The organism is Streptomyces sp. NPDC005202, from assembly GCF_040608235.1.
In the GTDB taxonomy this organism is placed as follows: domain Bacteria; phylum Actinomycetota; class Actinomycetes; order Streptomycetales; family Streptomycetaceae; genus Streptomyces.
Genome location: NZ_JBEXHW010000001.1, coordinates 266,311 through 288,456, shown reverse-complemented (window position 1 = coordinate 288,456; position 22,146 = coordinate 266,311). Strand labels below are relative to the sequence as shown.

At 69.7% G+C, this 22,146-nt stretch carries 20 protein-coding genes and 2 pseudogenes; 10 read left to right on the top strand and 12 right to left on the bottom strand.

Annotated elements, in window-relative coordinates; translation table 11 throughout:
* Positions 1–14: 14 nt before the first annotated feature.
* Positions 15–1,181 carry an HpcH/HpaI aldolase/citrate lyase family protein gene (locus ABZV31_RS01290; protein WP_355886478.1) on the bottom strand — a complete coding sequence of 389 codons (1,167 nt, stop codon included), beginning with the start codon at positions 1,179–1,181 and terminating at the stop codon, positions 15–17.
* A gap of 211 nt (positions 1,182–1,392) precedes the next feature.
* Between ABZV31_RS01290 and ABZV31_RS01285 the strand changes: the two genes are divergently transcribed.
* Positions 1,393–2,175, top strand: coding sequence for a TerD family protein (locus ABZV31_RS01285; protein ID WP_355886475.1), 783 nt, complete (start codon positions 1,393–1,395; stop codon positions 2,173–2,175).
* A 93-nt stretch (positions 2,176–2,268) separates the two neighbouring features.
* Here the strand turns inward: ABZV31_RS01285 and ABZV31_RS01280 are convergent, their stop codons facing one another.
* From ABZV31_RS01280 to ABZV31_RS01255, 6 genes are all read right to left on the bottom strand, one after another.
* A complete protein-coding gene (locus ABZV31_RS01280; protein WP_355886472.1) occupies positions 2,269–3,006 on the bottom strand; it encodes a Tellurium resistance in 738 nt (245 codons plus the stop codon).
* Between the two features lie 219 nt (positions 3,007–3,225).
* On the bottom strand, positions 3,226–4,374 hold the full coding sequence (locus ABZV31_RS01275) for a DUF475 domain-containing protein (protein WP_355886469.1): 1,149 nt from the start codon (positions 4,372–4,374) through the stop codon (positions 3,226–3,228).
* Positions 4,375–4,450: 76 nt separating this feature from the next.
* A complete protein-coding gene (locus tag ABZV31_RS01270; protein WP_355886465.1) occupies positions 4,451–5,029 on the bottom strand; it encodes a TerD family protein in 579 nt (192 codons plus the stop codon).
* A gap of 112 nt (positions 5,030–5,141) precedes the next feature.
* Positions 5,142–5,717, bottom strand: a complete 576-nt coding sequence (locus ABZV31_RS01265) for a TerD family protein (protein ID WP_355886463.1) — start codon at positions 5,715–5,717, stop codon at positions 5,142–5,144.
* 113 nt (positions 5,718–5,830) lie between these two features.
* Positions 5,831–6,289, bottom strand: a complete 459-nt coding sequence (locus tag ABZV31_RS01260) for a peroxiredoxin (protein ID WP_355886461.1) — start codon at positions 6,287–6,289, stop codon at positions 5,831–5,833.
* Positions 6,290–6,398: 109 nt separating this feature from the next.
* Positions 6,399–6,836: a DUF3052 domain-containing protein gene (locus tag ABZV31_RS01255; RefSeq protein ID WP_355886458.1), complete on the bottom strand. Its 438-nt coding sequence runs from the start codon at positions 6,834–6,836 to the stop codon at positions 6,399–6,401.
* Between the two features lie 368 nt (positions 6,837–7,204).
* Here ABZV31_RS01255 and aceE point away from each other — a divergent pair, with 368 nt between their 5' ends.
* Together aceE and ABZV31_RS01245 are read left to right on the top strand one after the other, a co-directional pair.
* Positions 7,205–9,952 carry a pyruvate dehydrogenase (acetyl-transferring), homodimeric type gene (gene aceE, locus ABZV31_RS01250; RefSeq protein ID WP_355886455.1) on the top strand — a complete coding sequence of 916 codons (2,748 nt, stop codon included), beginning with the start codon at positions 7,205–7,207 and terminating at the stop codon, positions 9,950–9,952.
* Positions 9,953–10,036: 84 nt separating this feature from the next.
* Positions 10,037–10,753, top strand: a pseudogene (locus ABZV31_RS01245) (potassium channel family protein); the annotation flags it as partial.
* 54 nt (positions 10,754–10,807) lie between these two features.
* Here the strand turns inward: ABZV31_RS01245 and ABZV31_RS01240 are convergent.
* On the bottom strand, positions 10,808–11,116 hold the full coding sequence (locus tag ABZV31_RS01240) for a small hydrophobic protein (protein ID WP_355886453.1): 309 nt from the start codon (positions 11,114–11,116) through the stop codon (positions 10,808–10,810).
* 383 nt (positions 11,117–11,499) lie between these two features.
* On the bottom strand, positions 11,500–13,119 hold the full coding sequence (locus ABZV31_RS01235) for an MFS transporter (RefSeq protein WP_355886451.1): 1,620 nt from the start codon (positions 13,117–13,119) through the stop codon (positions 11,500–11,502).
* A 123-nt stretch (positions 13,120–13,242) separates the two neighbouring features.
* On the opposite strand from ABZV31_RS01235, the gene ABZV31_RS01230 reads away from it, so the two are divergent.
* From ABZV31_RS01230 to ABZV31_RS01220, 3 genes are all read left to right on the top strand, one after another.
* Positions 13,243–13,905 carry a TetR family transcriptional regulator gene (locus tag ABZV31_RS01230; protein WP_355886448.1) on the top strand — a complete coding sequence of 221 codons (663 nt, stop codon included), beginning with the start codon at positions 13,243–13,245 and terminating at the stop codon, positions 13,903–13,905.
* Between the two features lie 105 nt (positions 13,906–14,010).
* A complete protein-coding gene (locus tag ABZV31_RS01225) occupies positions 14,011–15,228 on the top strand; it encodes an alpha/beta hydrolase (RefSeq protein ID WP_355886445.1) in 1,218 nt (405 codons plus the stop codon).
* A 67-nt stretch (positions 15,229–15,295) separates the two neighbouring features.
* A complete protein-coding gene (locus ABZV31_RS01220) occupies positions 15,296–16,153 on the top strand; it encodes a DUF4429 domain-containing protein (protein ID WP_355886444.1) in 858 nt (285 codons plus the stop codon).
* A 24-nt stretch (positions 16,154–16,177) separates the two neighbouring features.
* Here the strand turns inward: ABZV31_RS01220 and ABZV31_RS01215 are convergent, their stop codons facing one another.
* Positions 16,178–17,194: an aldo/keto reductase gene (locus ABZV31_RS01215; RefSeq protein ID WP_355886442.1), complete on the bottom strand. Its 1,017-nt coding sequence runs from the start codon at positions 17,192–17,194 to the stop codon at positions 16,178–16,180.
* Complete coding sequence (locus tag ABZV31_RS01210; protein WP_355886439.1) at positions 17,191–17,697, bottom strand: MerR family transcriptional regulator; 507 nt, start codon at positions 17,695–17,697, stop codon at positions 17,191–17,193. The genes ABZV31_RS01215 and ABZV31_RS01210 overlap by 4 nt, the downstream gene beginning before the upstream one ends.
* Positions 17,698–17,793: 96 nt before the next feature.
* On the opposite strand from ABZV31_RS01210, the pseudogene ABZV31_RS01205 reads away from it, so the two are divergent.
* Positions 17,794–18,263, top strand: a pseudogene (locus ABZV31_RS01205) (GNAT family N-acetyltransferase).
* A gap of 18 nt (positions 18,264–18,281) precedes the next feature.
* The gene (locus tag ABZV31_RS01200) at positions 18,282–19,124 is read left to right on the top strand and encodes a serine hydrolase domain-containing protein (protein WP_355886437.1); all 843 of its coding nucleotides are present in this window, start codon (positions 18,282–18,284) and stop codon (positions 19,122–19,124) included.
* Here the strand turns inward: ABZV31_RS01200 and ABZV31_RS01195 are convergent.
* On the bottom strand, positions 19,121–19,783 hold the full coding sequence (locus ABZV31_RS01195; RefSeq protein WP_355887535.1) for a pirin family protein: 663 nt from the start codon (positions 19,781–19,783) through the stop codon (positions 19,121–19,123). The genes ABZV31_RS01200 and ABZV31_RS01195 overlap by 4 nt on opposite strands.
* A gap of 87 nt (positions 19,784–19,870) precedes the next feature.
* Here ABZV31_RS01195 and fasR point away from each other — a divergent pair, with 87 nt between their 5' ends.
* A complete protein-coding gene (gene fasR / locus ABZV31_RS01190) occupies positions 19,871–21,076 on the top strand; it encodes a fatty acid biosynthesis transcriptional regulator FasR (RefSeq protein ID WP_355886434.1) in 1,206 nt (401 codons plus the stop codon).
* Positions 21,077–21,165: 89 nt separating this feature from the next.
* Positions 21,166–22,134 (top strand): ACP S-malonyltransferase, encoded by a 969-nt coding sequence (locus ABZV31_RS01185; RefSeq protein ID WP_355886432.1) that lies wholly within the window; start codon positions 21,166–21,168, stop codon positions 22,132–22,134.
* The last annotated feature ends 12 nt before the right edge of the window (positions 22,135–22,146 follow it).

Below are 22,146 nucleotides of genomic sequence, written 5' to 3'. Positions count from 1 at the left end.
TCGTGGTGAGGGGGTCAGCCGGGGATCCCGGCGGCGAGCAGCTCCACGAAGCCGACGTCCTCCTTGGCGACGCCGAAGACCTCGGCGCGCAGCAGGGTCCGCTCGGCCCAGGCGCGGTGCGGCTTCACCTCGTTCATCTTGTTCGTGTACGCCGACCTCAGCACACCCCCGCCGCAGCGCTCCGGCCGCAGGATGTCCTGGGCGTCGCTGAACTCCTCGTGACTGACGACCGACAGCGCGTGCACGGGCAGGACGTGCGAGGGGTGGATGCAGGTCTTGCCCAGCAGTCCGTTGGCCTGGTCCAGGGAGATCTCCCGCAGCAGCCCGTCCATCGCGTGCTCGATCAGTTTCTCGCGCAGCTCGACCGCCTGCACCTCCAGGAAGGGGCTCTGCCGCAGCTGCGGCTTGAACATGCGCTCCTGGACCCGGAAGTACTCCCACACCGGCCCGGTCACCGTGAACCCGGTGCCGTCGGCCCGCCCCAGCATGTTCACCACGTCGGCGATCACGGACGCGACGACCTGGACGTCGTAGGCGGTCATGTCGGAGGCTCTGCGCAGCCCGTAGGAGGAGCAGAAGTCGGTCACGCCGAGACGCAGCGCCAGCACCCTGTCCCGGTACTTGTCGACCGCGCGGAAGATGCCCTCCAGGGTCTCCACACGGGACTCCCGGTACAGCAGCTCGGGCGACTCCAGCACCGGCATGGCGAACAGCCGCCGCCCGCTCACCGCCTCGGCGCTCTCCACCGCCTCCAGGAAGGGGATGCCGCGCTCCTCGGTGAACTTCGGCAGCACGAAACCGGACAGCAGCCGTACGGCGGGGCCGAGGCGTCGGACCAGGTCGGGGATCTGCTCGGGGACGCGGACCCGTATGAACAGCAGCGGCAGGTCCGCTCCGGGGCGTGCGGCCAGGTCGGCGAACTGCCGGACGAGGTTCTCCTCGCCCTCCGCGACGTCCGCGTCGTCGATCGAGTCCTCCAGGCACAGCACCATCGAGACCACGCCGCGTCCGGCCTGCTTGACGATGTCGTCGGCGAGCCGCGGCCGCGTGGCAGGGCTGTACAGCGTGGCGCCCAGGGCCACGGAGAGCAGCCGGGCCGGGGAATCGGCGGTGAACTCGCACGGCTCCTGGTGGAAGAGGCGCTGACGCACCTCAGGGGCGATGTGCCCGAAATGACGCATAAAGCTCCCCCGCAGCGACGAAAAGCGGCCTGTGAAGAGTGCCAAAAGGTGGCCGGTAATAGTACGTAGGGATCCATGTCCGGAGTTCCCGCCGGGCATGAATTTCTGGTAACTGGGCCATGTCGACGCCTGTTCGGAGCGTCGTGGACCCGGCCGGGGGCCACCCACCCCCGCTTTGTCGTGACCAGGACCGAGAGGGCAGGATGACCGCATGACGCACGCGATGCTGAAAGGGTCGAACGTCCCGCTGGAAGCCACCACGGTGCGCGCCGTGCTGCGCTGGACGCCCGGGCAGGGGGTCCCGGATGTCGACGCCTCGGCGCTGCTCCTCGGCCCCGACGGTCGTGTGCGCTCCGACGAGGACTTCGTCTTCTACAACCAGCCCCGGCACCCCTCCGGGAAGGTCTGGCGGCTCGGCAAGAAGCGGGTCGCCGAGGGCCTCACCGACACGATCCAGACAGATCTCGCCGGCGTCGAGTCCGGAGTCGGCCAGATTCTGCTGGTCGCCTCGGCGGACGGGGTCACGTTCGACCGGGTGCCGTCGCTGTGCATCCTGCTGTACGACGCGGCCGTCGCCGACGGGGAGCCGCTGGCCTACTTCGACATCAGGCCGGAGACCGGGCAGGAGACCGCGCTGATCTGCGGCGAGCTGTACCGGCGGGGCGAGGGCTGGAAGTTCCGGGCGCTCGGCGAGGGCTACTCGAACGGGCTCAAGGGCCTCGCAACCGACTTCGGCATCTCGGTGGACGAGTCGGAGGAGCTGGGGCAGCCGGCGCCGGCCGTTCAGCCGACGGCACAGCCGCTGCCGCCCGAGCAGCCGACGTACGGGTATCCGCAGCCGGCCGGCCAGCCTGCGTACGGGTACCCGCAGCAGCCCGTCGTGGCCGCGGCCACGGGTGCGCCGTCCGGGTACGGGTATCCGCCGCCGGTGACGGCTGTCCCCGACCCGGAGTTCCGGTTGCCGCCGCAGGGGCCGCAGTTCATCGGACGTTAGGGGAGCGCCCCGAAGGGGCGCGGGGAACGGCGCGACCAGCCACGAACGGCCTGCAGCCGCCACCGTACGCGAGCCCCCGAGATGGGCGAACGGCTACCGCTCCACCTTGGTCTTGTAGCCCCTCCCCCACTGCAACCCCCACCCGTACAACCGGTCCAGCTCCGCCTGGAACCCGTACACGAACTTCACCTCGCGCCGGACGACGAGCTCCCCCTTGACGTTCTCGATCAACACCACCGCGCAGGACCGCGCCTGCGGATGGCGCTCGTCGAGACCTATCTCGATCCGCGGGCCGTTGCTCGGATACAGCGTGACGATCGCGTGCGTACGGTCGAACGCCGGCGTCTGGTCGTAGATGTACACGAAAACCAGCAGCCGCTTGATGTTGTCGCGGTGGTCGAGGTTGACGTAGATCGTCTCACCGGACGCCGACCCGAACCGGTCGTCGCCGCTGAGCTTGACGTACGGCGGTGAGTTCACGTCCCCCAAGAAGCCGCCGAGCGGCTGGACGACCCCTTTGGTGCCGTCGGCCAGCTCGTACAGGCACCCGAGGTCCAGGTCGACGTTGACCATGCTCTGGCTGTGCCCCATGACCTCCGGCGGCTTGAGCGCCTTGAAGGGGTGCCGCAGCAGACTCTGCCGCGTGGAACCGCCGATGTCGGAGGTCCGCATCCGCCAGGTCAGGTTGATGCGCAGATGCCCGGTGGCCGCTCCCTGCTTGGTCAGCGACACCTGATGGTGCCGTTTGGTCAGCTCGATGGCGTTGGTCGCCGCGCTGCCCGAGTCGAAGTCGGCCGCGCGTCCGCCCAGTAGACCGTCGAAGAGCCCCATGTCCCGCCCCCACGTTCACCAGCCACACACTGCCCCGCACAGAGCGTTCCTCACCTGGGCCCGGTTCACACCCGCCAGAACAGCCACTGACGAGTGAGCCGAAGGGGCGCGCCAGAGACGAGAGCCCGATCGTGCTCGGCCCTTGGGGCCTTCGGGTGTTCGGTCTCTCGACACCGGCTGTAGCGCCCCAAAGACGCACCGAGCCCTTGAAAAGGCGCGTCACACCCGGGTCGAGACCTCAGTCTTCTCGTCCGAGCCCGCCGCCTTTCCCTCGGCCGCCGCGAGCGCGCGGTTGCGGCGCACGGAGGACCAGAAGGACCAGGCGATCAGGACGACGCCGACGAGGCCGGTGATCACCTCGTTGATCTGGTACTGGATGGTGACCATGAGGAGCACGGCCAGCGCGCCGATCGCGTAGTGGGCGCCGTGCTCCAGGTAGACGTAGTCGTCGAGGGTGCCCTGGCGGACCAGGTAGACCGTGAGCGACCGGACGTACATCGCGCCGATGCCGAGGCCGAGGGCCATCAGGACGATGTCGTTGGTGATGGCGAAGGCGCCGATCACGCCGTCGAAGGAGAAGGACGCGTCCAGGACCTCGAGGTAGAGGAACATGAAGAACGCGGCTTTGCCGGCGAGGACGACCGCCGAGCGCTGCATGCCGCTGCGCGCGGCCTCTTCCTCCTCCTGGTGCTCGCGTTCCTCCTCTTCCTCGAGCCTGTCCTCGAAGTAGCCGGAGAGGCCGCCGACGACCATGTACGTGATCAGACCGGCGATGCCGGCGATCAGGACCGTCTGCGCCTTGTCGGCGTGCACCCCGCCGTGCTGGTGGGCGTGGGTGGCGAAGGTGAAGGAGGTGATCAGCAAAACGATCAGGGAGATGCAGACCGACAGCATGTCGACCTTGCCGAGCTTGGCCAGGGGCCGCTCGATCCAGCGCAGCCACTGGATGTCCCGGCCCTCGAAGATGAAGTCGAGGAAGATCATCAGCAGGAACATGCCACCGAAGGCGGCGATCGCCGGGTGGGCGTCGGTCACCAGCTCCTGGTAGCGGTCCTTGTTGTTCAGGGCCAGGTCGACGGCCTCGATGGGGCCCATCTTGGCGCTGATGGCGACGATGACGACGGGGAAGACCAGCCGCATACCGAAGACGGCGATCAGCACGCCGACCGTGAGGAAGATCTTCTGCCAGAAGGCACTCATCTTCTTCAGGATTCCGGCGTTGACCACCGCGTTGTCGAACGACAGCGAGATCTCGAGGACGGAGAGGATCGCCACGATGCCGAAGGCGGTCCACCCCCCGTAGAAGACCGCCGCGACCAGGCCGAGCGCGGTGACCGCGAACGACCAACCGAAGGTTTTGAGAAGCACTGGCTACCCCATCGTGTGTTGGGGGGTCCCTCCCAGACGGAGTCTGGGAGGGACCTCCCCCGCGCCGCACTCGGCTTTACGAAACGTTGACTCCGAAGTCTAGAGCGATGCCCCGCAGCCCCGACGCGTACCCCTGTCCCACGGCCCGGAACTTCCATTCGCCCTGGTAGCGGTAGAGCTCGCCGAAGATCATGGCCGTTTCCGTGCTGGCGTCCTCGCTCAGGTCGTAGCGCGCGAGCTCCTGGCCGTCGGCCTGATTGACGACGCGGATGAAGGCGTTGCTGACCTGGCCGAAGGTCTGGCCGCGCTCGTCGGCCATGTGGATCGAGACCGGAAAGATGATCTTTTCGCACTGGGGCGGCACCTTGGAGAGGTCCACCAGGATCGACTCGTCGTCGCCCTCGCCCTCACCGGTGAGGTTGTCGCCGGTGTGCTCCACCGACCCGTCGGGGCTCTTGAGCTGGTTGTAGAAGACGAACCACTCGTCGCCCAGCACCCTGTTGTCGGCACCACACAGCAGCGCGCTGGCGTCCAGGTCGAAGGGCGCTCCGGTGGTGGAGCGCGCGTCCCAGCCGAGCCCGACCATGACGTTCGTCAGGTTGGGTGCGGCCTTGGAAAGGGAGACGTTGCCTCCCTTGGCGAGCGTGACGCCCATGATGCTGGTCCTCCCCGAGATGGTGCTTCTTTGGTTGTCCTGCACGTCCGGCGCCGCACGCAAACGGTGCGACGCCGGCCGGTGAAGCGTTCAGGTCTCAGATGTGCGCGTCTCAGACGTTCACGCCGAAGTCCTGGGCGATGCCGCGCAGGCCCGAGGCGTACCCCTGGCCGATGGCGCGGAACTTCCATTCCGCGCCCTGGCGGTAGAGCTCGCCGAAGACCATCGCCGTCTCGGTGGAGGCGTCCTCACTCAGGTCGTACCGCGCGATCTCCTGCTGGTTGCCCTGGTTGACCACGCGGATGAACGCGTTGCGCACCTGGCCGAAGGACTGCTGGCGGTTCTCGGCGTCGTAGATGGAGACCGGGAAGACGATCTTTTCGATGTCGGCGGGGACCGCCGCGAGGTTGACCTTGATCTGCTCGTCGTCGCCCTCGCCCTCACCGGTGATGTTGTCGCCGGTGTGCTCGACGGAGCCGTCGGGGCTCTTGAGGTTGTTGAAGAAGACGAAGTGCTGGTCGCTGACGACCTTGCCGGACGAGTTCAGCAGCAGGGCGCTGGCGTCCAGGTCGAAGTCGGTGCCGGTCGTGGTGCGGACGTCCCACCCCAGACCGACGATGACGGCGGTCAGGCCCGGGGCCTCCTTCGTCAGCGATACGTTGCCGCCCTTGCTGAGGCTGACTCCCACGAGTCCTCCATTGGTGTCCAGGGGCGGGGAGCCCCGTCGTGCATCGGATATGGGATCAACGAGTCGATCCTAGTGACGGGTTCCCGCCCCCCGCAGGCCCTGGACTCGAAGAATCACAGGGTGTCGAGCGCCTTCACGTACTCGTTCAGGTCGCGCGCGTCCGGCAGTCCGTTGACCACGGTCCACCGCACGACGCCCTCCTTGTCGATGATGAAGGTCCCGCGGACGGCGCAACCCTTGTCCTCGTCGAAGACGCCGTAGGCGCGCGAAGTGTTGCCGTGCGGCCAGAAGTCGCTCAGCAGGGGGTACTCCAGACCCTCCTGCTCGGCGAAGACGCGCAGGGTGTGGATGGAGTCGTTGGAGACGGCGAGCAGCTGGGTGTCGTCGTTGACGAACTTGGGCAGGTTGTCGCGCAGCGCACACAGCTCGCCGGTGCACACGCCGGTGAAGGCGAACGGGTAGAAGAGCAGGACCACGTTCTTCTCGCCGCGGAAGTCGGAGAGCTTCACGGCGCGGCCGTGGTTGTCCTTGAGCTCGAAGTCGGGTGCCTTGTCGCCGACCTGGATCGCCATCGTCCTGGGTTCCCTTCGGTGGGGCTGTTCGGGTGAGACCACCCTACGCAGCGTTCACCGCACGCCGTCGGACGGGCCGACTAAGTCGGCCCGTCCGGCGGTGCCGGGGTTACCTCTTCGACTTCGCCACCTTCGGCGTCGCCAGCCGGCTGCCGCTCCAGTCCTTGCCCACGCTGACGCTCTTGCTGGCCGTCAGACCCGCGGTCGTCGCGGCTTCAGAGATGTCGCTCGGCTCCACGTACCCCGCACGGCCGGTCTTCGGCGTGAGGAGCAGGATCGCGCCGCCCTCTTCGATGTACGTGGTGGCGTCCACCAGCGCATCCGTCAGGTCGCCGTCCTCGTCGCGGAACCACAGCACCACGGCGTCGGCCACGTCGTCGTAGTCCTCGTCGACGAGCTCACTGCCGACGGCCTCCTCGATGGCCTCGCGGAGCTCCTCGTCGACGTCGTCGTCGTAGCCGATCTCCTGGACCACCTGCCCGGGCTGGAACCCCAGCCTGACGGCTGGGTTCGTCCGCTCCTCCGCGTGGTCCGCGGTCGCGCTCACGGATTGCCTCCTGATGGTGTTGCGATATTAGGTCTTCAGCCACGCGCGTGCGCGAAGCATTGGCCGTAGTCCACACGGGCGGGACGGATCGCGCAAGTACCCGGCGGTTCAGACCGCCGAAACGGTGACGATCCCGGCTGTGTCGCCGCAACTCCTGACACGGTATCGCGACCAGGGGTGACACACACCACACCCTTCTGCCCGGTTTGCGCGTTTGAGAACCTTGCGTGAGCAGGAGATCGGGGAGGAGTCGGCCGATTACCCCTCGGTAGAGATGACGTTTCCCTCCCGCGAGGTACACGATGGGGAACGGTGCAGGCACAGACAGAAAAACCCAGAAAGTCGCCCTCTGACAGGTAAGGAACAGCGTGGCTTCCGGATCCGATCGCAACCCGATCATCATTGGCGGCCTTCCAAGTCAGGTTCCTGACTTCGATCCCGAAGAGACCCAGGAGTGGCTCGACTCGCTCGACGCCGCCGTCGACGAGCGAGGCCGGGAACGGGCCCGCTACCTCATGCTCCGGCTGATCGAGCGCGCCCGCGAGAAGCGCGTGGCCGTGCCGGAGATGCGCAGCACGGACTACGTCAACACCATCCCCACCAAGAGCGAGCCGTTCTTCCCCGGCAACGAGGAGATCGAGCGCAAGATCCTCAACGCGACCCGCTGGAACGCCGCGGTGATGGTCTCCCGGGCCCAGCGGCCCGGCATCGGCGTCGGCGGCCACATCGCCACCTTCGCCTCCTCCGCCTCGCTCTACGACGTCGGCTTCAACCACTTCTTCCGCGGCAAGGACGAGGGCGACGGCGGCGACCAGGTCTTCTTCCAGGGACACGCCTCGCCGGGCATCTACGCGCGCGCGTACCTGCTGGACCGGCTCACCGAAAAGCACCTGGATGGCTTCCGCCAAGAGAAGTCCAAGGCCCCGTACGGCCTCTCCAGCTACCCGCATCCGCGCTCGATGCCAGACTTCTGGGAGTTCCCGACGGTCTCCATGGGCCTCGGCCCGATCGGCGCAATCTACCAGGCCCGGATGAACCGCTACATGCACGCGCGCGGCATCGCGGACACCTCCCGCTGCCATGTGTGGGCGTTCCTGGGCGACGGCGAGATGGACGAGCCCGAGTCGCTCGGCCAGCTGTCCCTCGCCGCCCGTGAGGGCCTGGACAACCTGACCTTCGTCGTCAACTGCAACCTGCAGCGCCTGGACGGCCCGGTGCGCGGCAACGGCAAGATCATCCAGGAGCTGGAATCGGTCTTCCGGGGCGCCGGCTGGAACGTGATCAAGCTGATCTGGGACCGCTCCTGGGACCCGCTGCTGGCGCAGGACCGGGACGGAATCCTGGTCAACAAGATGAACACCACGCCGGACGGCCAGTTCCAGACGTACGCCACCGAGTCCGGCGCCTACATCCGCGAGCACTTCTTCGGCGACGACCACCGGCTGCGCGCGATGGTCGAGAACATGACCGACGACCAGATCCTGCACCTGGGCCGCGGCGGTCACGACCACCGCAAGATCTACGCGGCCTACAAGGCGGCCGTCGAGCACAAGGGCCAGCCGACGGTGATCCTGGCCAAGACCATCAAGGGCTGGACGCTCGGCCCGAACTTCGAGGGCCGCAACGCGACCCACCAGATGAAGAAGCTGACGGTCGCCGACCTCAAGCACTTCCGCGACCGCCTGCACCTGCCGATCCCGGACAAGGACCTGGAGTCCGGCCTGCCGCCGTACTACCACCCGGGCCGGGACTCGGAGGAGATCCAGTACATGCACGACCGGCGCAAGTCGCTCGGCGGGTACGTGCCGACCCGCGTCGTGCGCTCCAAGCCGCTGCGGCTGCCGGACGACAAGACGTACGCGTCCGTGAAGAAGGGCTCCGGTCAGCAGTCCATCGCGACGACGATGGCCTTCGTCCGGCTCCTGAAGGACCTCATGCGGGACAAGGAGATCGGCAGGCGGTTCGTGCTGATCGCGCCGGACGAGTACCGCACGTTCGGCATGGACTCCTTCTTCCCGAGCGCGAAGATCTACAACCCGCTCGGCCAGCAGTACGAGTCGGTCGACCGCGACCTGCTGCTCGCCTACAAGGAGTCGCCGACCGGGCAGATGCTGCACGACGGCATCTCCGAGGCGGGCTGCATGGCCTCGCTGATCGCCGCGGGTTCGGCGTACGCCACGCACGGCGAGCCGCTCATCCCGGTGTACGTCTTCTACTCGATGTTCGGTTTCCAGCGCACCGGCGACCAGTTCTGGCAGATGGCCGACCAGCTGTCGCGCGGTTTCGCACTGGGCGCGACCGCCGGCCGTACGACCCTGACCGGCGAGGGGCTGCAGCACGCCGACGGCCACTCGCAGCTGCTCGCCTCGACCAACCCGGCGTGCGTGGCCTACGACCCGGCATACGCGTACGAGATCGCGCACATCGTGCAGGACGCTCTGCGCCGGATGTACGGCAGCTCCGAGGAGCACCCGCACGGCGAGGACGTCTTCTACTACCTCACCCTCTACAACGAGCCCATCCAGCAGCCGGCCGAGCCGGAGAACGTGGACGTCGAGGGCATCCTCAAGGGCATCCACCGCCTGAGCGAGGGCACCTCGGGCGCGATCCCGGCGCAGATCATGGCGTCCGGTGTCGCGGTGCCGTGGGCGCTCGAGGCACAGAAGATCCTCGCCGAGGAGTGGAACGTACGAGCGGACGTCTGGTCGGCGACCTCCTGGAACGAGCTGCGCCGCGAGGCCGTGGCGTGCGAGGAGCACAACCTGCTGCACCCGGAGGAGGAGCAGCGGGTGCCGTACGTGACGCGGAAGCTGAGCGGGGCCGAGGGGCCGTTCGTGGCCGTGTCCGACTGGATGCGGTCGGTGCCGGACCAGATCGCGCGGTGGGTGCCGGGGACGTACCAGTCGCTGGGCGCCGACGGCTTCGGCTTCGCGGACACCCGCGGGGCGGCCCGGCGGTTCTTCCACATCGACGCGCAGTCGATCGTGGTGGCCGTACTGACCGAGCTGGCGCGCGAGGGGAAGATCGACCGGTCCGTCCTCAAGCAGGCCATCGACCGCTACCAGCTGCTCGACGTGACAGCGGCCGGCCCCGGCACGGTCGGCGGCGACGCGTAGCACGCAGCGGGCGGGTCGCCCGAAGGGCGGTGGGGCCGACGGCTCCACCGCCCTTGTCCTTGCCCGTTTCCTTACGATGCGACCATGGACGAACACTCGGCGCAGGCCCGCTGGGAACGGCGCACCCAGCGGCCCCTGCTGGCGCTCGCCGTGGCATTCGCCGCCGCCTACGCCGTGCCGATCGTGAACAGCTCCGCGAGCCGGTCCGCGACGGTCGCGTGCACGGCGGCGGAGTGGGCGGTGTGGGGGTCGTTCGCAGCCGACTATCTCATGCGGCTGGGCCTCGCCCGGCGGCGCAAGGAGTTCGTCCGTACGCACTGGCTGGACCTGTGTGCGGTGGTGCTGCCGATTCTCCAGCCGCTGCGGCTGCTGCGGCTGGTGTCCACGCTCATGCTGGTGGGGCGGAGGGCGCGGATGGCCGACCAGATCCGGCTGACGACCTACGTCGCCGGGGCCGTGGTGGGGCTGCTGATGTTCGGGTCGCTGGCCGTGCTGTCGGTGGAGCGGGAGTCGCCCAACGGGAACATCAAGACGCTGGGTGACGCGGTGTGGTGGTCGTTCACGACGATGACGACCGTGGGATATGGGGACCACGCGCCGACCACCGGGCTGGGGCGGATGCTGGCCGTCGGGCTGATGCTGGCCGGGATCGCGTTGCTGGGTGTGGTCACCGCGAACATCGCCGCGTGGTTCATTGCGCACTTCGAGCGGGACGACGTGGAGGAACGGCGGCAGACGGAGGCGATCGAGGCGCTGGCCGAGGAGGTGCGGACGCTGCGGGCGGAGGTGGCCGCACTGACCACAAAGGTGGGCCCCCGGCCAGCCACCGGGGGCCCTTCCCTCACTGCTCCCGGTTCAGAACATGCCGCCGCCCGGGGCGGCCGCTCCGGCGAGCCAGATGACTGCCAGGAGCGTGTCGATGGCGCCCAGGACCAGGGCGACCAGGGCCGGGACCGGGCGGCTGCCCGCGCAGGTGCGGCCCATACCGAGCCAACCGCAGACGACCGCCACCGGGCCGAGAATGATGCCCAGCACGAAGAATCCGGCGATCGCGCAGATGACTCCGATGATTCCGAGCGTCGCCCGATCCGGCCTGTTCCGTGACCACGTCCGGCTACGTGAACGGGGGTACCCGCGCGTGCCGTGTCCGAAGCCCGCCATCATCAACTCCCTGAACCCCTCTTCGAGTTGGAGTTCCGTTGGGGTTCGTATGAGCGGGTACCCCGGTTAAGCCTTCTACTTTTTTCGCGGTTTTCGCGGTGCCCGCAGTTTTCGCGGTGCCCGCAGTTTTCGCGGTGCCCGCGGTTTTCGCGGTGCCCGCGGTTTTCGCGGTGCCCGCGGTTTTCGCGGTGCCCGCGGTTTTCGCGATATCCGCGGTGTCCGCGCGTCCCCCGCTGCCTGCGCGCTGCCCCCTCCAGCAGCGCGCCGCAGCCGGTCGCCCCCCATCCCCTGCGGAGGACGTGACCCACTGTGACCTGCGGCGCGTGCCGGGAGCGAGCGATCTTCGGCTGAGTCACCCCGATAGGCGAACCCGGGCGATCCGCCGCTCAGATGTGGCCGACGCCCGCGCCCGCCTCGGCGTTCTGCCCCCGCTTGGTGAGCAGCGCGACCAGGACGGCGACGGCCGCGACCCCGGCGGCGACGAGGGACGCGAGGCTCATGCCGGAGATGAACGTGTCGTGCGCGACGGACGTGATCTTCGCGGCGATCGCCTCCGGCGTGCCCTTCGGCACCGGGGCGACTCCCTGCTGGACGGCCTGCGAGGCCTGGTCCAGCTGGGCCGGGGTGAGCTGCGGGAGTCCCGCGTGCGTCCAGTTGCCCGGGAGGTCGTTGTCCACCTTGGAGGCCATCACGGCACCCAGCACGGCCGTACCCAGGCTGCCGCCGATCTGCATCGCGGCCTGCTGGAGACCGCCGGCCACACCGGAGAGCTCCATGGGCGCGTTGCCGACGATGACCTCCGTGGCACCGACCATGACGGGGGCGAGGCCGAGGCCCAGCAGGGCGAACCAGAGCGACATGATGCCGCTGCCCGTGCCCGCCTCGAGCGTGGACATGCCGTACATGGCGACCGCGGTGGCCAGCATGCCGCCCGCCAGCGGGATGCGCGGACCCAGCTTGGTGATCAGCGCGCCCGCGAGCGGGGAGCCGACGATCATCATGCCGGTGAGCGGCAGCAGGTGCAGGCCGGCGTCGACCGGGCTCATGCCGTGCACGTTCTGCAGATAGAAGGTGACGAAGAACAGGCCACCCATGAAGGCGATGGCCATCAGAACCATCAGTACGACACCGGCCGACAGCGGGACCGAGCGGAACAGCGCCAGCGGAATCAGCGGCTCCTTCACCCTCGTCTCCCAGAAGGAGAACACGGCGAAGCCCACCACGGAGGCGCCGATGAAGATCCACGTCCTGCCGTCGCCCCAGCCCCACGTCGGGGCCTTGATCAGCGCCCAGACCAGGCAGAACATGGCGCCCGACAGCAGGGCGATGCCGAGCAGGTCGAAGGAGCGCGGGGCGTTCTGCGCGCGGTGGTCGGTGAGGATCAGCAGGCCCAGAACCAGGGCGAGGGCGCCGACCGGCACGTTGATGAAGAAGACGGACTGCCAGCTGACGTGCTGCACCAGCAGGCCGCCGAGGATCGGGCCGCCCGCGGTGGAGGCGCCGATGACCATGCCCCAGATGCCGATCGCCATGTTGAGCTTCTCGGCCGGGAAGGTGGCCCGCAGCAGACCGAGCGCGGCCGGCATCAGCAGTGCGCCGAAGAGGCCCTGGAAGACGCGGAAGGTGACGACCAGGGCGATGCTGTCGGACAGGCCGATGGCGCCCGAGGCGGCGGCGAAGCCGGTCACGCCGATGAGGAAGGTCTGCCGGTGCCCGAAGCGGTCGCCGAGCTTGCCCGCGGTGATCAGCGAGACCGCGAGGGCGAGGAAGTAGGCGTTGGTGATCCACTGGACGTCCGCGAAGCTGGCGCCCAGGTCCTTGGCGATGGCCGGGTTGGCGATGGCCACGATGGTGCCGTCGAGGGCCACCATCATGACCCCTACGGCGACGGTGACGAGGGTGAACCACGGGTGCCCGCGCAGCCCCTTGGCCGGCGCGGCGTCCGACGGGGCTGTCGGCGCCTCGCCCCCCGGCCCTGTCGTGTCGATGGTGGTCTGACCAGTCATACATTCGAGGTTAGTGACAGCGACTGACAGTTGACAAACCAATTCACAAGTCGGTAACTGACACGTCACCCCCCTATAGTCTGAACTGGGGGGACAGTGCGCAGGAGAGGGCCGGAGAGAGCCATGGAGACGGCGGGGATCGCCGGGGCGGCGCCACGGCCGGGGCTGCGCGAGCGCAAGAAGCAGCGCACCCGGGACGCGCTGCTGCGGGCCGCGCTCGAACTGTTCACCACCAAGGGGTACGAGCGGACGACGGTCGACGAGATCGCGGAGGCCGTCGACGTCTCGCAGCGCACCTTCTTCCGCTACTTCGCCGGCAAGGAGGATGCCGCCTTCGCCGTCCAGGACATGGTGGAGGCGCACTTCGTGGAGTCGCTGCGCGGGCGCCCGCCCGAGGAGGCCCCGCTGGAGGCGCTGCGCCGGGCGGTCCTGGAGGGCTGGGACACGATCAGCGACGCCATCGTGACGGTCGTCCCCGTCGAGCTGTACCTGCGCATGTTCCGGGTGATCGAGTCGACGCCCGTCCTGCTGGCCGCGCACCTGCGCCGCTCCGTGGAGACCGAGGAGCAGATCGCGCGCCTGCTCGCCGAGCGGGAGGGCCTCGACGTGGACGCGGACCCGCGGCCGCGGCTGGCGGTGGCCGTCTTCGGGGCGGTCATGCGGGTGACGGGCCGCCTGTGGAGCACGGGCGAGGACTTCAGCCTGGAGGCGATCCGGGCACTGACGGCCGCGTACCTCGATCAGGTGGGGCCCGCCCTGACCGGGAACTGGCGTACGAATCACTGATCGCGAACTGACGTACGAACCGAGGCCGTTGGCGCATCCGTCGAAACGTGATCCCTGTCACTTGGTTAACGCGAGACCCTCTCGTTCTCCTAGTGTGTCCTCCCAGTGACTTCCTTCGACACCTCCCCGCAACTCAACGTCTGGCGCGCGCTGCTCGCGCTGGCCGTGGTCTTCGTGATGCTGGCGACCACCGGCTGGACGGCCGTGCGCAGCCACCGGGGGACCACCGCTCTCCAGGCCTCCCTGTCCGCATGGGAGCACGGGCACCTGCACGGGCACCGGCTGCCGGCCCCGGACGCGGCCCCCGCCCGGCTCACCCGTTTCTTCGCCTCGCTCACCCCCCAGGAGCGCAGCCGGCTGGCCCACCGCTATCCGCTCGCGGTCGGCAACATGAACGGTGCCCCCGTGGGGCTCCGCTACCAGGCCAACCGCATCGCGCTGAGCAAGGCCCGCAAGATTGAGCTGCAACGCATGCGCGACAGCCGGCTCACGCCCGCCGGGCAGCAGGCAGCGGGCCGCCGTATGCACCGCTTCACCGCGCTGATGCAGCGGGGCCGCCAGATCCTCGCCTTCGACCCCGAGGGCTCCGGCCGGGTCGCCGAGGTGTTCGGCGACCTCACGAAGGCCGAGCGGGTGTCCGTCGTCGTCCCCGGTGTCGACACCGACCTGCTCACCTTCCAGAAGACCTACCGCCCGTACTCGGCGCCCGTCGGCATGGCGAAGTCGCTCTACGCGGCCGAGCGCACGGCGAGCCCCGCCACGCGTACGGCCGTGATCGCCTGGGCCGACTACACCGCGCCCAGCGGCCTCGGCATGGACGCGGCCACCGCGATGCGCGCCGAGGAGGGCGCCGTCCGGCTGAACGCGCTGCTGCGGGGCCTGCCCGGCAACTCACCCGTCTCGCTGTTCTGCCACAGCTACGGCTCGGTGGTGTGCGGTGTCGCCGCGCCGTCGCTGCCGCGCCGGGTGGCCGACATAGCGGTGGCCGCGAGCCCCGGCATGCGCGTACAGAAGGCCTCGAACCTGCACACCTCCGCCCGTGTGTGGGCGATGCGGGACGCCACCGACTGGATCCAGGACGTGCCGTACCTGGAGCTCGGCGGCCTCGGTCACGGCGCCGACCCGGTCTCCTCGGGCTTCGGGGCGCGGGTGCTGTCCGCGCAGGGGGCACAGGGGCACGCCGGCTACTTCGAGCCGGGCACCGACAGCCTGACCAACTTCGCCGAGATCGGGGTTGGCGCATACGACACGGTGCGGTGCGCCCACGACGACGACATGTGCCGGGAGGGTTTGTCCGGCACGGTGACGGCCGGACGCGCGTAGAGACAGCAGGAACTGCGGTGTGCGCGGGGAGGGGACGAAGGAGCTCGTGCCGCCTACGATGAGCCGCATGGGTGACGTACTGGCCGGATTTCATGCTGCCTGGGAGTTCGAGTCCGATTCCGTGCTCATCCGCTACGAACGGGGGATTCGAACACCCAAGCTCTTCCAGGCGCTCGGTGAACGCCGGATCCCACTGGCGGCGCTTGCGGACGTGACGCTCACCCCCGGCAAACGCGGGACCGTGGTCCTGCGGGCCGAGCCCAGGCCCGGCGCCGATCCGCTGATGGATGCGGCCGCGGGGCAGCTCAGGGAGGGCTGCGACCCCTACCGGCTGGTGCTGCCCGCCGAGCGGGAGACGCTCGCCGAGTACTACGCCGACGAGCTGCGCGCACGGCTGCCCGAGACCGGGCCGGCCGAACGTCACCTCGTGGCCGCGCCCGAGGCGCCGTTGCAGTTCAAGGCGTACGACGCGAAGGCGTCCTTCGACGGTACGGCGGTGCGGTTCCGGTGGTCCTGGACCGGGGCGTCGTCGGCGAAGTGGAAGGCCGGCGACCAGAGCTTTCCGGTCACCGACCTGGGCGGGGTGGAGTGGCGTTCTCCCGAGGTGTTCGAGGGGTATCTGCGACTGCTGCCCCGTGATCCGGGCGCCGCGCAGCCACCGCAGCCGGACCAGGATCCGGCTGCGGTGGTGTTCGGGCTCGGATACGGGCCGGTGCACGAGTCGCTGCCGTTCGCCGCTGCGGTCCTGGCCGCGGTGCGGGCGAGCGGGCCGTCCACGGCGACGCCGGTACCGGTTGCCGCGGCGCGCCGCGACCCGGCCGACATCGCCGAGCGGATCCGTCACCTCGGGGAGCTGCACCAGGCGGGCCTGGTGACGGACGAGGAGTTCTCGACGAAGAAGGCGGAACTGCTGGCGGAGCTGTAGAGCGGCCGGCAGGTCAACCCCTCCCTACTCCCGGCCCGCCGACGCGAACGACATGTCCGGGTAGCGCGCGCCGGCCACCTTCGCCGCGATCGGCTCCAGCAGCTCCAGCTCCTCGTCGGTCAGCACGATCCGTGTCGCCGCCACGTTCTCCTCCACCCGGTGCGGCTTGCGCGTGCCGGGGATCTGGACGACCGGGAGGCCGTGGACGGACGACCGCTGCTGCACCCACGCCAGCGCGATCTGCGCGAGTGAGGCGCCGTGGGCCTCGGCGACGGCGCGGACCGGCTTCAGCAACGCAGCGTTGGACGCGGCGTTCTCGCCCTGGAAGCGGGGCATCGTGCGGCGGAAGTCGTCGCCCGTCAGGTCCTTCTCGGCGTTGGCGAAAAGGCCCGCGAGGAAACCGCGGCCGAGCGGAGAGTACGGCACCAGCGCCACGCCCAGCTCGCGGGCCGCCGGTACGACGCGTGCCTCGATGTCCCGGCTGAACAGCGACCACTCCGACTGCACGGCGGCGATGGGGTGCACGGCGTGCGCGGCCCGCAGCTCGTCGGCCGTGACCTCGCTCAGCCCCAGGTGCTTGACCTTGCCCTCGCGCACCAGCTCGGCCATGGTCCCGACGGTCTCCTCGATCGGGACGTTCGCGTCCCGGCGGTGCATGTAGTAGAGGTCGATGACGTCGACGTCCAGGCGCTTCAGGCTCGCCTCGACGGCCTGCCGGATGTACGGCGGGTCGTTGCGGATGATCCGCTTCGTCGGATCGTCCGGCGGGATCGACAGGGCGAACTTGGTGGCGATCACGACCTCGTCCCGGTGCGCCTTGAAGAACGGCGAGAGGAACCGCTCGTTCTCCCCCGCGCCGTAGGCGTCCGCCGTGTCGTAGAGCGTCACGCCCAGCTCCAGGGCCCGCTCCAGGGTGGCCCGCGACTCGTCGGCGTCCGAGGGGCCGTAGGCGAAGCTCATGCCCATGCAGCCGAGGCCCTGTACACCGACCTCGGGGCCGCCGTCGCCGAGCCGAACCGCCGGGATCCTGCTGTCCGTCATCGCGTCCTCTCCGCTGGGCTGCCGCGCCCGGCGTCCGCGTAGAAACTGATCTTCCGGTTCAGTACCGCAAGCGTGTCCTGCAGTTCGGCGATCCGGGCCAGGACGTCCCGACGGGTCGCCTCGAGCAGCTCGTACCGCTCGCCGTACGTACTCTCGCCCGCGCGCACCAGCTCCGCGTACCGGACCATGTCGGCGACCGGCATGCCGGTCAGCCGCAGCTTGCCGACGAGGTTGAGCCAGTCCAGATCGCGGTTGGTGTAGCGGCGCTGGCCGGTGTGCGAGCGGTCGACGTGGGCCATCAGGCCGATCCGCTCGTACCAGCGCAGGGTGTGGGCCGTCAGGCCGGTGAAGGCGACGACCTCGCTGATCGTGTAGCTGTCCTGCCCGTCGGGACGCGGGTGCCGCCGGGGCGGGGCGGAGCAGATGTCCGGTCGGCCTGTGGCTGGTTCTGCCGCTTCCTCGGTCTCCGCGACGGCCGCGGCCGTGGTCTGCATCACCGTCATGCCCCCACGCTAGGACCTTGGAGTGCACTCCAAGCAAGCCGAACCGGTAAGAAATACGTGCGACGCGGCACAGGCGTGATGGCTAGCGTGCGGGTCATGAGTCTTGTACGACGTGCCGAGCCCGAGGACGCCGAGGAAGTACTGCGGCTGCGCCAGGTGATGATCGACTCGATGTTCGCAGCCGACACCTCCACCGACTGGCACGCGGAGTCCCTGCCCACTCTGCGCGCCAGACTGGCCGAGCCGGACGGGGGCTTCGTGGCGTTCGTCGTGGATCATCCCGAGCGGCCGGGGGCGCTGGCCGCGCTGGTGGCCGGAACGATCGACTACCGGATCGGCCGGGCGGGCAATCCGCGCGGGATCGTCGGCTACGTCTTCAGTGTGGCCACCGACCCGGGCACGGCCGGCGCGGGTACGCGCGCGCGTGCATGGATACGTTGCTGGAGTGGTTCCGTGAGCGCGGTGCCCACCGCGTCCAGCTCACCGCGTCGGCGGAGGCCGCGCCGCTGTACGCCTCCCTCGGCTTCCTGCCCAAGCCCGACCCGTTGCTGGAGCTGAAGCTCTGAGCGCATAGGCTCGACGGCATGTCGTTGAACAGCTTGGCGTTGATCGAGAACTGGCCGGTTCCCACCGCTGCGGCGGGTGTCGTACGCGCGGACGGCACGGTCCTGGGAACCCACGGCCCGGTCGGGCAGCGTTTCCCGCTGGCCTCGGTCACCAAGCCGCTCGCGGCGTACGCGGTCCTCGTCGCGTACGAGGAGGGGGCGATCGAGCTCGACGAGCCGGCCGGGCCGCCCGGTGCGACGGTCCGTCATCTGCTCGCGCACACCTCGGGCCTGGCCTTCGACGAGCACCGGGTGACCGCCCCGCCCGGTGAGCGGCGGCTGTACTCCAACGCCGGGTTCGAACAGCTCGGGGACCATGTCGCCAAGGCGACGGACATCCCCTTCGCCGACTACGTGCGCCAGGCGGTGCTGGAGCCGCTCGGGATGACGGCGACCACGCTCGACGGCTCCCCGGCGAAGGACGGGATGTCGACGGTCGAGGACCTGCTCCGCTTCGCCGCCGAGGTCCAGGCGCCGCGCCTGCTGGACCCCCGTACGGTCGCCGAGGCGATGACGGTCCAGTTCCCCGGCACCAAGGGTGTCCTGCCGGGCTACGGGCACCAGAACCCCAACGACTGGGGGCTCGGCTTCGAGATCCGGAACTCCAAGTCGCCGCACTGGACGGGTTCTTCGTCCTCGCCGCGCACCTTCGGCCACTTCGGCCAGTCCGGTACGTTCCTGTGGATCGACCCGGACGCCGGGCGGGCGGGCGGGAACAGCACAGGCGCGGCCTGCGTGGCCCTGACGGACCGGGCGTTCGGCCCGTGGGCGATCGACGCGTGGCCGGCGTTCACGGACGCGGTGCTGGCGGAGCTGCGCTAGACCGACACCTCCGGCATCTCCCACAGCAGCAGCTCGGCGTCCGTCACGCCCACCGCTTCCATATCCTCGGCGCCGGTGATCCGCGCCGCGTCGCCCGGCCCCAACGCCTCGCCGTCCAGCCGTACTCGGCCGCGTACGACGTGGACGTACACGTACGCCGCGTCCGGAACCGCCGTCCGCTCCCCCGCCGCGAGGCGGCGCACGTGGAGCATGGCGCCCGCCTCCGGGACCGCGTACGGGGTGGAGTCGGCGATGCCGTGGACGATCTCGTAGGAGGGGTCGCCACCGGGCTCCAGCGGGGCCAGCCACATCTGCACGAAGGTCAGCGGGACCGTGCCGTCGTTGCGCTCCACGTGGCGGACGCCGCCCGCCGCGCTCAGGCGCTGCACGTCGCCGGGGCGGACCACCGTCTCGTGGCCCGCCGAGTCCCGGTGGGTCAGCTCGCCCTCGACCACCCACGTGACGATCTCGGTGTGGCTGTGCGGGTGCTCGTCGAAGCCGGCGCCGGGGGCGAGGCGTTCCTCGTTGCAGGCGATCACCGCGCCGAAGCGGAGGTTGTCGGGGTCGTAGTGCGGGCCGAAGGAGAAGGCGTGCCAGGACTCGATCCCGGCCGCCGGGTCTCCGCCCCGGTAGCGCTCTTCCGCGCGCCGTACGTCCATCACGGACACCACCGTAGACCTCGGCCGCAGAGCGCAGCCGTGACCCGGCGGCACGCACTGGAGTCCGGATAAGGCAGTCTTGTCCCCGTGCCCGAACCCGAATCCCGCAAGCCCGAAGCCGCAGCGCACGGCATCCATCCGCACGCCGCGACCCTGAAGCGGCTGGAGAAGTCGTCAGGATCTCTCGCCGCCCAGGCCATCGCGCGCATGGACGAGACGCTGCCGTGGTACCGGGCCATGCCCCCGGAGAACCGGTCCTGGATCGGGCTGGTCGCCCAGGCGGGCATCGCCGCCTTCACCGAGTGGTTCCGGCACCCCGACGCCCCGCAGGCCATCTCCACCGACGTCTTCGGCACGGCTCCCCGCGAGCTGACCCGGGCCATCACCCTGCGGCAGACCGTCGAGATGGTGCGCACCACCATCGAGGTCATGGAGTCCGCCATCGACGAGGTGGCGGCACCCGGGGACGAGTCGGTGCTGCGGGAGGCGCTGCTGGTCTACGCCCGTGAGATCGCCTTCGCCACCGCCCAGGTGTACGCCCAGGCCGCCGAGGCACGCGGTGCCTGGGATGCCCGGCTGGAGTCCCTCGTGGTCAACGCCGTGCTCAGCGGCGAGGCCGACGAGGGTGCCGTCTCACGCGCCGCCGCCCTCGGCTGGAACTCGCCGGAGCACGTGTGCGTGGTGCTGGGAACCGCCCCCGACGGTGACTCCGAGCTGACCGTGGAGGCGATCCGCCGCGCTGCCCGGCACGCCAAGCTACAGGTCCTCACCGGGGTGCTCGGGGACCGGCTGGTCGTCATCGCCGGCGGCAGCGACAACCCGCTCGCCGTCGCCAAGTCGCTCATCGGGCCGTTCGCGGCCGGGCCCGTCGTCGCCGGGCCGATCGTGCCCGATCTACTGGCCGCGACCCGGTCCGCGCAGGCCGCGGCGGCCGGGCTCAAGGCGTGTTCTGCCTGGCAGGACGCACCGCGGCCGGTGCTGGCGGACGATCTGCTGCCGGAGCGCGCCATCGCCGGTGATCCGGGTGCCCGCGAGCAGTTGGTGGAGGAGATCTACAGACCGCTGGAGGAGGCCGGGTCCGCTCTCCTGGAGACGCTCAGCGTCTATCTGGAGCAGGCGAGCAGCCTCGAAGGCGCCGCGCGGATGCTCTTCGTTCACCCGAACACCGTGCGCTACCGGCTCCGACGTGTGACTGACGTCACCGGTTGGTCGCCATCCGATGTACGATCCGCGTTCACGCTGCGGATCGCGCTGATCCTGGGCCGTCTGGCCGATGGAGATCCCCAGGCCTAGGCTTTTGTCGGGGGACTACAAAACCCCCTCGTGTTCTTCGTCCCTGTCCCCACGGGCGGCCGTGGCCGTCCCCAAGAGAGAGTGTGAGAGTGCTCGTACTCGTCGCTCCCGGCCAGGGCGCCCAGACGCCCGGCTTCCTGACTCCATGGCTCGAACTGCCCGGTGCCGCCGACCGTGTCGCCGCCTGGTCGGACGCCATCGGACTGGACCTCGCCCACTACGGCACCAAGGCCGACGCGGACGAGATCCGCGACACCGCGGTGGCCCAGCCGCTGCTGGTGGCCGCCGGGATCCTGTCGGCCGCGGCACTCGGAATCGACACGGTGGCCCGAAGGGCCTCGGTCGAGGGTGGTGAGCGACGCAAGGGCATGCTGCCGGGCGTGGTCGCGGGCCACAGCGTCGGCGAGATCACCGCCGCCTCCTTCGCGGGTGTCCTCGACGACACCGCCGCGCTGACCCTGGTCCGCAAGCGGGGCCTGGCCATGGCCGAGGCCGCCGCGATCACCAAGACCGGCATGGCGGCGCTGCTGGGCGGCGACCCCGAGGTCACCGTCCCGCACCTGGAGAAGCTGGGCCTGACCCCGGCGAACGTCAACGGCGCGGGCCAGATCGTGGCCGCCGGCACCGTCGAGCAGCTCGCCGCGCTGAACGAGAACAAGCCCGAAGGCGTGCGCAAGGTCATCCCGCTGAAGGTGGCCGGCGCCTTCCACACCCACCACATGGCCCCAGCGGTCGACCAGCTGGCCGAGGCCGCCAAGAGGCTCTCGCCCGTCGACCCCAAGGTCCCCTACGTCTCCAACAAGGACGGCCGGGCCGTCGCCTCCGGCGCCGAGATCATCGAGCGGCTGGTCGGCCAGGTGGCCAACCCGGTCCGCTGGGACCTGTGCATGGAGACCTTCAAGGAGCTCGGCGCCACCGCGCTCCTCGAGGTGTGCCCCGGCGGCACGCTGACCGGTCTCGCCAAGCGCGCACTGCCCGGCGTCAGGACGCTGGCGCTGAAGACCCCCGACGACCTCGACGCTGCCCGCGAGCTCGTCGCCGAGCACGCCCACGCCTGACGCCCTAAGGAG

Excerpts from the sequence above, each read along its gene's own strand:
- ABZV31_RS01290 (WP_355886478.1), bottom strand. The coding sequence starts at position 1,181 with ATGCGTCATTTCGGGCACATCGCCCCTGAGGTGCGTCAGCGCCTCTTC.
- ABZV31_RS01285 (WP_355886475.1), top strand. The coding sequence starts at position 1,393 with ATGACGCACGCGATGCTGAAAGGGTCGAACGTCCCGCTGGAAGCCACC.
- ABZV31_RS01280 (WP_355886472.1), bottom strand. The coding sequence starts at position 3,006 with ATGGGGCTCTTCGACGGTCTACTGGGCGGACGCGCGGCCGACTTCGAC.
- ABZV31_RS01270 (WP_355886465.1), bottom strand. The coding sequence starts at position 5,029 with ATGGGCGTCACGCTCGCCAAGGGAGGCAACGTCTCCCTTTCCAAGGCC.
- ABZV31_RS01260 (WP_355886461.1), bottom strand. The coding sequence starts at position 6,289 with ATGGCGATCCAGGTCGGCGACAAGGCACCCGACTTCGAGCTCAAGGAC.
- ABZV31_RS01240 (WP_355886453.1), bottom strand. The coding sequence starts at position 11,116 with ATGATGGCGGGCTTCGGACACGGCACGCGCGGGTACCCCCGTTCACGT.
- ABZV31_RS01235 (WP_355886451.1), bottom strand. The coding sequence starts at position 13,119 with ATGACTGGTCAGACCACCATCGACACGACAGGGCCGGGGGGCGAGGCG.
- ABZV31_RS01230 (WP_355886448.1), top strand. The coding sequence starts at position 13,243 with ATGGAGACGGCGGGGATCGCCGGGGCGGCGCCACGGCCGGGGCTGCGC.
- ABZV31_RS01220 (WP_355886444.1), top strand. The coding sequence starts at position 15,296 with ATGGGTGACGTACTGGCCGGATTTCATGCTGCCTGGGAGTTCGAGTCC.
- ABZV31_RS01215 (WP_355886442.1), bottom strand. The coding sequence starts at position 17,194 with ATGACGGACAGCAGGATCCCGGCGGTTCGGCTCGGCGACGGCGGCCCC.
- ABZV31_RS01210 (WP_355886439.1), bottom strand. The coding sequence starts at position 17,697 with ATGACGGTGATGCAGACCACGGCCGCGGCCGTCGCGGAGACCGAGGAA.
- ABZV31_RS01200 (WP_355886437.1), top strand. The coding sequence starts at position 18,282 with ATGTCGTTGAACAGCTTGGCGTTGATCGAGAACTGGCCGGTTCCCACC.
- ABZV31_RS01195 (WP_355887535.1), bottom strand. The coding sequence starts at position 19,783 with ATGGACGTACGGCGCGCGGAAGAGCGCTACCGGGGCGGAGACCCGGCG.